Source organism: Enterococcus sp. DIV1368b, from assembly GCF_050529595.1.
GTDB classification, from domain to species: Bacteria; Bacillota; Bacilli; order Lactobacillales; family Enterococcaceae; genus Enterococcus_B; species Enterococcus_B mundtii.
Genome location: NZ_CP172883.1, coordinates 3,096,193 through 3,109,307 on the forward strand (window position 1 = coordinate 3,096,193; position 13,115 = coordinate 3,109,307).

A 13,115-nucleotide genomic window follows, 5' to 3' on the forward strand; every position below is an offset into this window, starting at 1 on the left:
TTTTTATTTGTTTGTTGGTAGATCCGAAAGAATCCAGACCAAATTCGTTTTATAGCTCACTGGATCTTTAGGGGTTGATCCAGGAACAAACAATTGAATCGCGGAAGTGAATGTAGTCGTTTTCTCTTTTCCTTCAATTATTTCTTTTTTTTCGGATAAATCTGTTAAATCTCCCCATCGAGTGATCCATGTCCCAGCTCCTTGATTGAACTCTGCCCTGGTTATTACACTTTCTTGATTGGGAACCATTCCTAATACTTCATAGGCAGTTGGGTTTGGAGAGTTACTGTTACTTACCAGTTCTGGTTTTAGAAAGAACAACGTTGCACCAGTTAATTCTTTGTATTGGACATCTTCTTCAGTGTGAAACTGTTGAGTTTCTTTTACTTTCAGCGTCCATCCAGTCAATGTTCCGCGATTATCTGTGACTTGAACAAAGTTTGGGGTGATTAAACTCGGATCATTAAAATACTTTTGTGCCTGGGCTTCATAATACTCATCTTTATTGGATATTTGATTCATCCCAAAATCTAAACTACTGGCAAAATCAATTGACAACGCCCCTCCTGTTCCAGGATTAGGCTTAGAACCGTCAGGATTCATGGGATCAACTGGAATTTCCGGGTTGGTGGGATCTACAGGAAGTGTCGGTTTTTTCGATGATTGAAATCTTACCGCATCATACTCTCCTAAATCTTCATGATGTTCTGCATCAACCATTTGAGTGGTAGTAACACTAAGTAGCATAGAAAGTACGCTTGCCAATAAAAACTTCTTCATATAGTCCTCCTTCCTTGGAAAATATCTAAATGTCATTAGTTTGCTGGTGTATCGGATAGTGTCCAATTAAGGTTCGTTGTGTAAGTTCCCGCTTTTTTTACTGTGGCACCTGGTACAGATAATGTGATTGGTGATTTTGTTGCTATAGCATCTGCACTTGTTGCGGTTGTATCATAATCTGTTGGTGTACCCAATCCGTAAGTCCATGTACCCATCCCTTGGTTTTTAGCTGCTGCAACGATTACTGTTTCTGCGGTAGAAACTGCGTACGAACCTGTTTTTACTTCTTTAGGATAGATAGACGCATCTATGCCTTTTTCTGTATTCACATGACCACCACTGAAAGATAATTGTGCTCCGGTTAAATAGTCACCTACTTCAGCACTGCTTTCATCTGTCACACTTGGGTCCACTGTGTCTAAATGGAATTGTGCATCTGTCGCTACTGATAATGTCCAACCAGCGAAATTCCCACGGGTATCCGTTACCTGTACATAGTTTTCAGTCGTATTTCCATTGTCAAATGCTTGAGGATGCGCATAGTAAGTTTCATCTTTAGAAGTAATCGATTGTTCGCCAAACGCTAACGAGGAAGCAAAGTCAATCGCTAGTGGCCCACCCGTGCCAGGTCCTGGAGGATTTGTTGGATCAGTTGGATCAATCGGTACGACCGGAATACTTGGATCTGGGTCTTCTGGATCGACTGGGGGTGTAACAGTTGTCCCTTGTTTAAATTCAACCGAAGACTTTGAATCGTACTGCCCAACAGCTGCTGCATTGACAAGTGTTGCTCCGTATGTAGAGATCATTCCAACACCGGCAAGCATTACTAAAGAATATTTTTGTATTTTTTTCATTTTTTTTGTTCCTTCCTTTTTTCGCTTAGGCGATTTTTTTATTTAGGCTCAATTTTCGGTATAAAATCAAGCTAGCCAACATAGTAATAACAGTTAGAACGTACATTAGAACATTGGAGCTATCACCGGCAGCTGGTATTTTCATTTGTTCGTCTGGAGCTATCAAAAGAACATTTTTCTCATCCTCTGTTAAATGTCCGGAGCTAGGGGGAGTCATATATTCGTATTTACCATAAAATCCGGTCTCTCCATAACTTCCATAAGATTGAGTATCTGCCCTACCGACAGTTGCATTACTGCTTAATAACAGCAAAAGCAAAACCAAACAAGTCATCCATTTTTGCTTTGACTTAAACATCTTTCCCTGCTTCCTCCTCCTTAGTACTGGTTCATCATACCTTTCTGCGGTTTCTTCATCATCTTAATTTTCTGTTAGTTCCTGAAAAAAAATTAAACAAAAAGTCACCTCTGTAAAAGCCTTGGAAAAATATACACTATTTTATCGAGTCACTCTTATAAAAAATTTTAAAAAAAATATAAAATAACTATTAAATTTGTATAAACAAGTTGTCTAATATTTATTTCTTCTGTATTAAATAATTTACAAATCCTTTTATTAATAGAATAATTGGTATTGTCCATTTCATATTTATTAAAATAAAACTTGTAATTAATTAAAATAAATAATAAATAGTATAAAAAAAAAGAACAAAATAATTAAATTTTGATAACTATGAAGATAACTATCTGAAAAATTTCATTCTTTGATCATAGAATGTAGATGCTTACATTCGATCATCCACTCACGTCTTATGTATCCTAATAAATAGATATAAAAAAAGAGGCTACTTCTGTTCCCACCGTTTTTTTGGTTTCAGGAGGTGCTAAAGGACGATTGTCCCAGTCTCTTTATGTGCTGAAGTAATCGCTCTAACACTATTTTTTTATGATCCCATTATTTTCTCTATACTTGTAATCCACCACTTCAATAGATATTCAGATAAATACTGCTCAATGACAAAAAAAATAAATTATCCCTTTATTTTAGGTGGAAGATCTCCAATTTCAATAGTCTTGAACCTTTGTTTTTACTATAATTTTTCACTTAATTAAATTTATTAAAGATATTGTTTGTTATATCAACAATAAATATATTGTTGTTACATTATAATCTAATTCGTTTTCCATAAACTGCAATTGCAAGCGCTTGCTAAAAAAAGTGAGGATAAGTTAGTGAATTAATGAAAAAAGTTTTTAACCAAAAAAGTTTTTTTAAATTTCTATTTTTCTTTTCAGTGTGTTATCTATTATTATGGTTACTCAGAGTATTGTCTATAGTGATCAAATGGCTCCTGCTAATGAAATAAATATTGATACAACAATAATAAATAGAAGAGATTTACCTTCAAATATACTTTAGAACAGGCTACAATAAACTTAAATAAAGAAAAAAATGCTAAACTGGATAACAATAGCTTATCTAAAGGCATCACCGTTGTTTCAGGATATATAATTAGAATGAGCGGAACCACCTGTCAATTATACATTGCTTGGTCGGTACAGACCCAATTAATATATGGCGTGCCAGCAATATTAGAGTAACGAATTTGAGCTTGCTAAATCTATATACTTACTTAAATGTAAATAATTTTTATCAAGGAACAACTGCTGCAGCTACTGGAACCTGTTATGTTAGTACGATGAGTATTCCTACAAGCGAGTCCCGTGCAAATGTTTATGCTTCGACATTACAAGCTTATTATCTTTCTTTTGGCTGGAGATCCGCATTGATAAATAACGGTACTGTAGTAATAAATTGATGACATTTCAGGAGGAACAGAATATTGCTAGATTCGGATTTTCTTTTTGAAAAATATAAAGAAAAAATACATTGTGTGAAAACGAGAAATGAACCTTTAGCTACATTGAAAGAACTAGTTGATGTAAAAGAGACCCCTATTTCCATTATTTATAAAGAACATCTTGAAATGTTAAAAATCAATGTTCTTCACTCGATCTATGCTCGAAAAGAAAAAAAGATCGAATTTCGCCTATTTTATGTAGCAGACAATTCAAAAAACAACATCTATTATCAGTCATATGCAAAAAATCCAATCACACTCCCTGGATTAAAGAAAGAAACAATTTATATTATCTTCGAAGAGTCACTCGGGATTATGGAAACAAATTGCAATTTATTAGCTATCGACTTTAGAATACGCCAAGGAATCGAACAAGAGCACTTAGATAATAGAGATATTTATTTTTTAGACTATGTTTCAAACTTTGAGAATCGCTCTCTTTTTGAATGATTTAAAGAATAAAAAACCAGAGCATACCTAGCAAGCTGAGTATGCTCTGGGGAGTGGTGGAAGAAGTACGGTGGATTTTTGTTCTTCTTCCAGTAATAGGTAGTAATTCATATTTTACTATTTAACATCATTTGATAGTTGATACTTAGTCGAACGACCTCTTCCGATTTTTTGAATCTTATTCTCTGTTTGTAGCTCAGCTAGAGCCCGTTCAATCGTCCGCTGGCTAATATCCGGCAATAAGTTCTCTAGGTCAGTTCTTCTCAAAGGTTCAAAAGACTTTTCCAGTTCTTCTATTACCCGCTCTACTGGTGTTAGCTCACGATTGATAATGATCTCAAAGCGTTCCGAGAAATTTTCATATGCTCGCAAAATGATGCCAACAAGATAGCGAACAAACGGCGTATAATCTTGTTCATTTTCCAACCAACCAACAGAACTTGCCTGTAACGATTCATAGTAAGTTTGTTTTGATTCCTCAATCAGCATCTCAATACTGATGTACTTGCCAACTAAATACCCTGACTTATACAGCAACAACAATGTCAATAAGCGCGACATCCGCCCATTTCCATCACTAAATGGATGAATCGAGAGAAAGTCTAAAACAAAGCAAGGGATCAATAGTAACGGGTCTATCTCAGCCTTCTGAATAGCTTGATTGTATTGGTAACATAGCTCTTCAATTAAATCTGGTGTCAGATAAGCTGGTGCCGGTACGAATCGAACACGTTCGTTACCATCCTGATCTTTTTCCGTAATAACATTATCGCCACTTTTGAACTTTCCTTTATAACTTTTAGCTGAGTAATTATAAAGATTCTTGTGTAACGTCAAAATATCATTCGGCACTACTCGGATATGCTCATAACTATCATGAATTAGTTTCAAAACATCTCGATAACCGGCAATTTCTTCTTCATCTCGATTACGAGGCTTAATTTTTTCCGCCACAATTTGCTTTAAGCGACCGTCAGTTGTCGCGATCCCTTCAATTCTATTGGAAGCCTCTGTACTTTGAATCAATGCTAAGTCCGTCAGCTTACTTAAAATCTCTGGTTTTGTTGCAATATAGAGTTCTTGTTTTCCTTTATATTCATGAATCTTGGTCAGCATATTCAACAAGTCATGACTGATAGTAAGTTTATGTAACTCACGATAATCAAATTCTTTCACCGCCATCCACCTCTTTTCTCCGCCATTTTATATCATTTGGCGGAGAAAAACAACTAATGGCGGAGTAATCGGCTAAATATATCTTAGTTTCTTTAAATTGACTAGATCTTTTTTGCAGTCGCTTCTTTCTGCTTCGATTGATTCTCAATAAAATCACTTCCATTTGAACTCACCAACACTACTTGTCGAAGAGCCAAAAAAAGACACTCCCCAAATTTGGAAAGTGTCTTGAAACGATACAATTGATCGGTACTCGATTTCCTGAGAAATCTCCGTCCCATACTGTATTCGTAAGCGAATATATTCGCAACGACTCCAGCAATATTAACGTTTTGAGAACTGTGAAGCTTTACGAGCTTTCTTAAGACCTGGTTTTTTACGTTCAACCATACGTGCGTCACGTGTAAGTAACCCAGCGCGTTTAAGAGCTAAACGGAAGTCAGGATCAACTTCTAGCAATGCACGAGCGATTCCGTGACGGATAGCTCCTGATTGTCCAGCGTATCCTCCACCGTTTACGTTAACAAATACGTCATATGCGCCTTTTGTTTCAGTAACGCCGAAAGGTTGATTGATAACTTCACGCAAGTCAGCATGTGGAATATATTCTTCAACATCTTTTTTGTTGATAGTAATTTTACCAGTTCCTGGTACTAAGCGTACGCGAGCAACTGCATTTTTACGACGGCCTGTGCCGATATATTGAACTTGTGCCAATGAAATTCCCTCCTATTAGATTAAGTTTGTGATGTCTAAAACTTCTGGTTGTTGTGCTGCATGTGGATGTTCTGCTCCACCGTATACATTCAATTTTGTAAATTGTTTGCGGCCTAAAGTATTTTTAGGTAGCATGCCTTTTACAGAAGTTTCGATCAAACGACGAGAATTTTTAGCACGCAATTCACCAGCTGAGATTGATTTCAATCCTCCTGGGTAGTTGCTGTGACGGTAATAAATTTTATCAGTCGCTTTTTTACCTGTTAATTTCACTTTATCTGCATTGATAACAATGACGAAATCGCCAGTATCCAAATGAGGGGTGAAAGTTGGTTTATTTTTTCCACGTAGTACAGATGCAACAACTGTTGAAAGACGTCCCAATGGAACATCAGTTGCGTCTACTACATACCATTTACGTTCTACTTCGCCTGGTTTGGCCATATATGTTGTACGCACGTTATTTTCCTCCAATTTAAGTTCTGATGTTTGACATACACTTCGAGTTTCCGGGGCTCTTTGTGGGGCAAACAATACCATTTAACATATTACCTGCAAATACCGATAATGTCAACGTTTTTCTGTGCTTCTGAAAAATTTAATTTTCCTTTCATTTTAGATTTCTCACTAGTTTGATGTCTTTTAAAAAGATATACCCGGTTGTATAAAAAACTGTTTATTTCTATATTTATTGAATATTATTTTTATTTTATCTTTATTTATGTATATTTATTTAATTTATTGATTGCTTTTTTATTTTTATGGTGTTATCATTTGAAACATCTATTTTGAAAACACTTAAAAATAAAGGGGCGATTTTATGAAAGAAAAAATTATATTGGCTTACTCAGGTGGATTAGATACCTCTGTAGCAATCAAATGGTTGGCAAAAGATTATGAGGTGATTGCTTGTTGCCTAGATATTGGTGAAGGCAAAGATACAGCTTTTATTAAAGAAAAAGCACTTCAAGTTGGCGCAATTGCGTCTTATGCCATCGATGCTAAAGAGGAATTTGCTCAAGAATTTGCATTGATCGCGCTACAAGGTCATACGTTTTACGAGCAGTCTTACCCACTGGTTTCTGCGCTTTCTCGCCCCTTGATCGCAAAAAAATTAGTGGAATTAGCTCGAAAAACTGGTGCAACGACGATTGCTCATGGCTGTACAGGAAAAGGCAATGACCAAGTTCGTTTTGAAGTAGCAATCAATGCCTTGGCACCTGAAATGAAAATCATTGCACCGGTTCGTCAATGGCAATGGTCTCGGGAAGAAGAAATCGCCTATGCAAAAGAAAATGATGTGCCGATCCCAGCAGATTTGGAGAATCCATATTCTATCGACCAAAACTTGTGGGGACGTGCTTGTGAGTGTGGTGTATTAGAGGACCCTTGGGCGACTCCGCCAGCAGGTGCTTATGATATTACGACAGCCTTGGAGTATACACCTGATCAGCCGGATATCATTGAACTCAGTTTTGAACAAGGCGTTCCAGTTGCTTTGAATCAAGAAAGTTTATCTTTGTCTGAATTGATCTTGTCTTTGAATCAATTAGCCGGCAAGCATGGAATCGGACGGATCGATCATGTGGAGAATCGTCTGGTAGGGATCAAATCGCGGGAAGTGTATGAATGCCCTGGAGCGATCACTTTGATGCAGGCACACAAAGAGCTGGAAGATTTGACCTTCGTTCGTGAATTAGCACATTTCAAACCAATGATCGAGCAACAGTTGAGCCAAATGATTTATGATGGTCTCTGGTTCAATCCATTGACCGATGCGTTGATCTCTTTCTTGAAAGCAACACAGACTGCGGTCAATGGGACTGTCCGTGTCAAACTATTCAAAGGAAACGTCATCGTTGAAGGACGTAAATCAGCCAATAGTCTGTATAACGAAGAACTAGCAACGTATACTTCAGCGGATACCTTCGATCAACAAGCTGCGGTCGGTTTTATCAAGCTTTGGGGTCTACCATCGAAAGTCTATGCGGAAGTTCAAACAAAGCAACAAACAGCCGTAGGATCAGAGTAACGAGTAAAGCCATCAAAAGAAAAGTAAGGTAAAAGCTGAGTGCGAACTCAAACAGGAACTTTTACCTTCTTTTCTTTCATTCAAAATATAGGAGGAATCACATGGATAAACTTTGGGGTGGACGGTTTCAAGGAAAAAGTGAACAATGGATCGATGCATTCGGCGCTTCGATCTCCTTTGATCAAAAATTAGCTGAACAAGATATTTTAGGTAGTCTCGCCCATGTGAAAATGTTGGCCCATACTGGGATTTTGTCCGAGGAAGAAGCGCAACAGATCATCGCTGGTTTGGAAAAACTGCAAACACGCTTAACGAATGGCACTTTGCATTTTTCGGTGGAAAATGAAGACATCCACTTGAATATTGAAAAATGCCTACATGAGGAAATCGGACCTGTTGCCGGGAAACTACATACTGCTCGTAGCCGCAATGACCAAGTCGCAACAGACATGCACTTGTACCTAAAAGATACGGTACTTGAACTGATTGAAAAGCTTCATTCGTTACGTCAAACGTTCGTGGAAAAAGCAGCAGAGCATACGGCTACGATCATGCCAGGATATACTCATCTGCAACACGCCCAACCGATTTCCTTTGGCCATCATCTCTTAGCGTACTATCAGATGTTTACTCGTGACCATGAACGCTTCACAGAAAGCCTGAAACGAATCGATATTTCCCCATTAGGCAGTGCGGCATTAGCAGGCACGACATTCCCTATCGATCGTTTATTCACCGCGACTGAATTAGGCTTTTCTGATGTTTATGCAAACAGTTTAGACGCCGTTAGTGACCGTGATTTTATTCTGGAATTTTTAAGCAATGCTTCATTATTGATGATGCACTTGTCTCGTTTTTGCGAAGAAATCATTTTTTGGTGTAGTTATGAATGCCAATATATTGAACTTTCGGATACTTTTTCAACAGGCAGTTCGATCATGCCCCAAAAGAAAAACCCAGATATGGCAGAATTGATTCGTGGAAAAACTGGTCGAGTATATGGGAATTTATTTGGTTTGCTCACGTTGATGAAAGGTTTGCCTTTAGCTTATAACAAAGATTTTCAAGAGGATAAAGAAGGCATGTTCGATACGAGTGAAACGATTTTAGCTAGTCTCTCGATCATGGAAGGCATGGTCAAAACCATGGAAGTGAACAAAGCCCGAATGTATGCGGCCACGCAAAAAGATTTCTCCAATGCGACTGAGTTAGCCGATTACTTAGCTGCGAAGGACTTACCTTTCCGTCAAGCACATGAGATCGTCGGTAAACTCGTCTTACAATGTACACAACAAGGTTGTTCATTACAAGACATCCCACTAACAGAATTCCAAGCAATCAGCCCGCTGATCAAAGCCGATATTTACGACACCTTACTTCCGGAAACTGCCGTAAAACGTCGCAATTCATTAGGTGGTACAGGTTTTGACCAAGTAGAAAGGCAAATTGAACAAGCACTACATCAGTTGAAAATAGACAAGAACTAAAAGAACATCTTGAGACAATGTTTCCACACGTTGTCTCAAGATGTTCTTTTTTAGTTTACATTTTTCAAAAATATGTAAAAAAAGTTCAATCTTTCAAGAATAAACATGTCATACTTTAGTTTAAAAAACTTTTTCATACAGAAAGGAAAAACTATTATGCATTTCTTCCCCTTTGTCGATCCCAACCGTCGACCACAAGCAGAGATCAAAAAAATGAAAGAAGAACTCACACAAAAATTTCATGCAATCGATCCAGATTTGACCTTGATTCACAATGATAACTTTATTGATTATGGTCCAGAGGTTTTTCCACAATTTTCGTCGATTTATTGGGACCCTCGTGTGCCAGATCATCCGATGGAACATTTTGTGTATTCGGAGTATCGATTGAAATATCAATTTTATACGCTCTATTGTTTTACACCTTATGGCGAACAAATTGATGAACATTACGGAAAAGTAAATCATTCGGATCGAAAAACGCTACAAGCAATTGACGATTTGATATTAACTGTTATTCACGCTTATCAAGCAAAAAACTTATCTTACTGGAAAGATTTATTTCCAGAAGAACAATTCCAACAAACAATCGCATCTCATTATCAAAGAACTTCACAGATGATCGGTGAAGGTAGAAAAAGTAGTCGACTAATCACCTTCACTGACCCTAAGCATCGACCTTTGGCCGCTGTAGAAAAGAATACGGAATTTCTAGAAACTCAGTTAAATCAATTAGATTCTCGACTAACTGTGACCCATGATGATTCATTTATTGATTTTGGTCCAAGTGATGGATATTTTCTTGCTGAGTGTCCTTATGATCCAGAGGAAGACGACCTAGACGACGATAGACGTGGTCTATCGGAGGAAGAATATGAGATTTGCTATGAAGATATTCCTCTATTTGGTTGTTCTCCCTATAACATAAGCTTTGGTATATATGGAGATTTTTACAGTAAATGGATGTTGAATATTGATTATCTTGATTTAAGAGAGCGATTGAATAACCCTACTTTAGCTATTATTCATCAATATCAGTTACATAATCTATATTACTGGCGTGATCATTATTCCACTGAAAAATTCCAATCTGAAGCCCTTGATTCCAAAGAACGCGGGCTACGACAAATCCACTCCTGAATATTCAAAAGGGTGTACTCAATGCTCAGTCAATTACAAAAAAATGACAGAAAGACTCTTGTAAGGGTATCCGTAAATCCTCGGAGTTTTACCCATTCGTTCCATGTTTTTTCATCTTTTGCTGGCGATGTGCCACTTAAATCAATCTCAACAGCCGGACGTGAGGTTGCTTCTTTGAAGGATCGATCACTCGCAAAGGCTAAGAGTGTCGGTTGGAAAACCGACGACAACAACATTACAACCATCAACAACGAGAACCATTTCTTTTTCCCATTCTCAGAAAATAAATTTCTGCTGTAATTAATAGAAAAAATAACACCCTGTCGAAACACGTCTCAAAGGATGTGTGTCAACAGGGTGTCTCTTATAGTTGTGATTCGCTTGTTTATGCGTCAATTCCTGGTGCTTTACCTAGATGTGCTTGTATCATCCAGATGCGTTTTTCTGTTGCTGCTTTAAAATCAATGAAGATATCTTGTGTTGGATCGTCGCCTTCTTCACCAGCAGCTTCAATTCCTTTTTGGAAAAGATCTGCTAAATAGCGGTAACCTGCGACTAATGTTTCTAAACGTTCTTCCATCGTGCGATCCCAACGACCAACTTCATCAGGGATTTTTGTGTTGTCTGCAAATTCACGTAACGTTGAATAAGGTGAACCATCTAATGTGATCAAACGTTCTGAGATTTCATCTAATTGTTCATTCAAGTCGTCCATGAAGCTGTCCATCATTGGATGCAATGTCAAGAATCCAGGACCTCTCATATACCAATGAGTTTGGTGGACGATCACCGACATTTGGCTTAAATCTGCTACTAATTGATTCAATACTTCTTTTGTTTGTTGAAATTTCATGTAATTCTGCCTCCTCGCATTTGCCTATATTAAAATCATAGTAAACTTTGAGGGAAAAGTACACTAAAATCCTTTAGATGAGAACGATTTTCATCCCCAGAGTAATGCTTTTTTTAAATAGCAAAAAATCCGCCAACCAAATAGAAAATATAACTAATGTCATCATTTACGATTCGCCTTCTTCATCTATCATCTCTATTGATAGATCCTCTCGTAGTTCCGCAAATAACTGAGAATAGCGGCTTAATTCTTGTTGTGTCGAAACAAACAAAGGATATATTTTGTTGTATATGCGGCTGGCTTTTTTCTGAACAGCCACTTGTTGTGCTAATTCAATATATGCGGAAGCTTCACCTAATGTTTCGATTCTGCCTTGACTCTGCCAACCTAATATGACTGCCCCTAACGCTGAGGCTTCTTTAACTTTTGGAAAACGGATAGGTTGTCCCAATACATCTGCCATGATCTGCCGAAATAACACTGATTGAGCAAAGCCACCAGTTGCACGTAACTCAATCACTTGATCGGGTGGACAGATACCTCGCAAAATTCGTTTGAGATTAAAACAAACCCCTTCCAGGACCGCTCGCATCATGTCTTTTTCTGTATGCCATCGTTGCAGACCAATAAAACTTCCAAATGCCTCCGCATCCCACAAAGGTGCTCGTTCACCCAATAAATACGGTTGAAAAATCAGCCCATTGGCGCCAGGCGGGACAAAAGCGATTTCTGAAAGGACTGCTTGATACGGATCTTCTCCTTGTTCCTTAGCTCGTTGAACGACATCTTGCATCAATGTATGGACCGCCCAATCAAAGATCCCTGCGCCATTACTTGTTGCTCCTCCGATGACCCAGTGTGTTTGATCCAAAACGTAACAAAAGGTTTCCATTGTTGGATGGAGCTTTGGGCGATTCGAAATAAATCGTAATGCGCCACTGGTACCGACAGTCAGCGCTGCCGTCGTCTCACCAAATGCACCTAAGCCTAAATTGGATAATGGCCCATCGGCTCCACCTAAAATAAATGGAATTTCTTGATCAAAATGAAATCTCGTACGAGCTTGTTCTGTTAATTTCGTGAACTGGGTAGTCGCAGGTGCTACTCTCGGTAATTGCTCTTCTTGTATCCCTAACTCTTCAAGAATAGGCTCTGACCATTGGAAACGGTGGATATCGAAGTACCCTGTGCCAGAAGCAGTACTATAATCACTGACTAATTCAGCAAACAGCTCATAAAAAAGATAGTCTTTGATCCCTACAAAATAAACCGCTTGCTCAAATAAATCAGGAAACTCGTTTTTCAACCAATTGATTTTGATCAATGGTGTCATTGGATGGATCGGCGTACCCGTCCGTTCATAGATCACTCGACCTTTTTCAGTTGCTTTTAATTTTTCTGCTTCATTGACGGCACGAGTGTCTGCCCAAGTAAACATACGAGTTAAAGGTTTTTTATTTTTATCTAATAAAATCAAGCTGTGCATGGCTGTTGAAAATGAAATGAATTGGATTGTCTGTGCTGGCAATTGTTGGATCACTTCATTGATGACCGTATACACTGCATGGACGATCAATTCCTGATCTTGTTCAGCCATCCCTTGGATTTCTTGGATCAGCGGGTAATGAAAGTAGGCTGTAGCTACTTCTTCTGCTTGTTCATTGAATGCAACTGCTTTCGTTTGCGTAGTACCGATATCGACCCCGACTGCAATCATTATTTTTTCCACCTCTCTTCTCCTTTTTTGCGTATCTTAATCAA

Annotated in this window: 14 protein-coding genes; 4 read left to right on the forward strand and 10 right to left on the reverse strand. The window is 38.0% G+C overall.

Going from position 1 to position 13,115, the window contains the following annotated elements; genetic code table 11:
* Positions 1-3 precede the first annotated feature (3 nt).
* The 3 genes from IGJ19_RS14180 to IGJ19_RS14190 are packed head-to-tail and all read right to left on the reverse strand — an operon-like array spanning position 4 to position 1,995.
* Complete coding sequence (locus IGJ19_RS14180; protein ID WP_430604253.1) at positions 4-780, reverse strand: WxL domain-containing protein; 777 nt, start codon at positions 778-780, stop codon at positions 4-6.
* A 35-nt stretch (positions 781-815) separates the two neighbouring features.
* Positions 816-1,637, reverse strand: a complete 822-nt coding sequence (locus IGJ19_RS14185; RefSeq protein WP_065095622.1) for a WxL domain-containing protein — start codon at positions 1,635-1,637, stop codon at positions 816-818.
* Between the two features lie 25 nt (positions 1,638-1,662).
* Positions 1,663-1,995 carry a hypothetical protein gene (locus IGJ19_RS14190; RefSeq protein WP_071867939.1) on the reverse strand — a complete coding sequence of 111 codons (333 nt, stop codon included), beginning with the start codon at positions 1,993-1,995 and terminating at the stop codon, positions 1,663-1,665.
* Positions 1,996-3,481: 1,486 nt separating this feature from the next.
* Between IGJ19_RS14190 and IGJ19_RS14195 the strand changes: the two genes are divergently transcribed.
* Positions 3,482-3,949, forward strand: a complete 468-nt coding sequence (locus tag IGJ19_RS14195) for a hypothetical protein (protein WP_115358404.1) — start codon at positions 3,482-3,484, stop codon at positions 3,947-3,949.
* Between the two features lie 117 nt (positions 3,950-4,066).
* Here IGJ19_RS14195 and IGJ19_RS14200 read toward each other — a convergent pair whose 3' ends face one another.
* From IGJ19_RS14200 to rplM, 4 genes are all read right to left on the reverse strand, one after another.
* Positions 4,067-5,131 carry a Fic family protein gene (locus IGJ19_RS14200; protein ID WP_430604254.1) on the reverse strand — a complete coding sequence of 355 codons (1,065 nt, stop codon included), beginning with the start codon at positions 5,129-5,131 and terminating at the stop codon, positions 4,067-4,069.
* A complete protein-coding gene (locus tag IGJ19_RS14205) occupies positions 5,112-5,288 on the reverse strand; it encodes a hypothetical protein (protein ID WP_176285333.1) in 177 nt (58 codons plus the stop codon). The genes IGJ19_RS14200 and IGJ19_RS14205 overlap by 20 nt, the downstream gene beginning before the upstream one ends.
* Positions 5,289-5,449: 161 nt before the next feature.
* Positions 5,450-5,842 (reverse strand): 30S ribosomal protein S9, encoded by a 393-nt coding sequence (gene rpsI, locus IGJ19_RS14210; protein WP_010733940.1) that lies wholly within the window; start codon positions 5,840-5,842, stop codon positions 5,450-5,452.
* Positions 5,843-5,857: 15 nt separating this feature from the next.
* Positions 5,858-6,286 (reverse strand): 50S ribosomal protein L13, encoded by a 429-nt coding sequence (rplM, locus tag IGJ19_RS14215; RefSeq protein WP_153830627.1) that lies wholly within the window; start codon positions 6,284-6,286, stop codon positions 5,858-5,860.
* A gap of 376 nt (positions 6,287-6,662) precedes the next feature.
* Here rplM and IGJ19_RS14220 point away from each other — a divergent pair, with 376 nt between their 5' ends.
* From IGJ19_RS14220 to IGJ19_RS14230, 3 genes are all read left to right on the forward strand, one after another.
* A complete protein-coding gene (locus tag IGJ19_RS14220) occupies positions 6,663-7,874 on the forward strand; it encodes an argininosuccinate synthase (RefSeq protein WP_430604255.1) in 1,212 nt (403 codons plus the stop codon).
* A 101-nt stretch (positions 7,875-7,975) separates the two neighbouring features.
* Positions 7,976-9,361 (forward strand): argininosuccinate lyase, encoded by a 1,386-nt coding sequence (gene argH / locus IGJ19_RS14225; protein WP_430604256.1) that lies wholly within the window; start codon positions 7,976-7,978, stop codon positions 9,359-9,361.
* Positions 9,362-9,517: 156 nt separating this feature from the next.
* Complete coding sequence (locus IGJ19_RS14230; RefSeq protein ID WP_430604257.1) at positions 9,518-10,501, forward strand: hypothetical protein; 984 nt, start codon at positions 9,518-9,520, stop codon at positions 10,499-10,501.
* A gap of 29 nt (positions 10,502-10,530) precedes the next feature.
* Here IGJ19_RS14230 and IGJ19_RS14235 read toward each other — a convergent pair whose 3' ends face one another.
* From IGJ19_RS14235 to IGJ19_RS14245, 3 genes are all read right to left on the reverse strand, one after another.
* Entirely contained in the window at positions 10,531-10,746 is a 216-nt protein-coding gene (locus tag IGJ19_RS14235; RefSeq protein ID WP_233433741.1) for a hypothetical protein, read from the reverse strand.
* A 140-nt stretch (positions 10,747-10,886) separates the two neighbouring features.
* Complete coding sequence (locus IGJ19_RS14240; RefSeq protein WP_062805959.1) at positions 10,887-11,354, reverse strand: Dps family protein; 468 nt, start codon at positions 11,352-11,354, stop codon at positions 10,887-10,889.
* A gap of 166 nt (positions 11,355-11,520) precedes the next feature.
* Positions 11,521-13,074 (reverse strand): gluconokinase, encoded by a 1,554-nt coding sequence (locus tag IGJ19_RS14245; RefSeq protein ID WP_071867595.1) that lies wholly within the window; start codon positions 13,072-13,074, stop codon positions 11,521-11,523.
* Positions 13,075-13,115: the final 41 nt, after the last annotated feature.

Bases quoted from the DNA above. Each gene is read 5' to 3' on its own strand.
- IGJ19_RS14180 (WP_430604253.1), bottom strand. From the start codon at position 780: ATGAAGAAGTTTTTATTGGCAAGCGTACTTTCTATGCTACTTAGTGTT.
- IGJ19_RS14185 (WP_065095622.1), bottom strand. From the start codon at position 1,637: ATGAAAAAAATACAAAAATATTCTTTAGTAATGCTTGCCGGTGTTGGA.
- IGJ19_RS14190 (WP_071867939.1), bottom strand. From the start codon at position 1,995: ATGTTTAAGTCAAAGCAAAAATGGATGACTTGTTTGGTTTTGCTTTTG.
- IGJ19_RS14200 (WP_430604254.1), bottom strand. From the start codon at position 5,131: ATGGCGGTGAAAGAATTTGATTATCGTGAGTTACATAAACTTACTATC.
- IGJ19_RS14205 (WP_176285333.1), bottom strand. From the start codon at position 5,288: ATGGAAGTGATTTTATTGAGAATCAATCGAAGCAGAAAGAAGCGACTG.
- rplM (WP_153830627.1), bottom strand. From the start codon at position 6,286: ATGGCCAAACCAGGCGAAGTAGAACGTAAATGGTATGTAGTAGACGCA.
- IGJ19_RS14220 (WP_430604255.1), top strand. From the start codon at position 6,663: ATGAAAGAAAAAATTATATTGGCTTACTCAGGTGGATTAGATACCTCT.
- argH (WP_430604256.1), top strand. From the start codon at position 7,976: ATGGATAAACTTTGGGGTGGACGGTTTCAAGGAAAAAGTGAACAATGG.
- IGJ19_RS14230 (WP_430604257.1), top strand. From the start codon at position 9,518: ATGCATTTCTTCCCCTTTGTCGATCCCAACCGTCGACCACAAGCAGAG.
- IGJ19_RS14235 (WP_233433741.1), bottom strand. From the start codon at position 10,746: ATGGTTGTAATGTTGTTGTCGTCGGTTTTCCAACCGACACTCTTAGCC.
- IGJ19_RS14240 (WP_062805959.1), bottom strand. From the start codon at position 11,354: ATGAAATTTCAACAAACAAAAGAAGTATTGAATCAATTAGTAGCAGAT.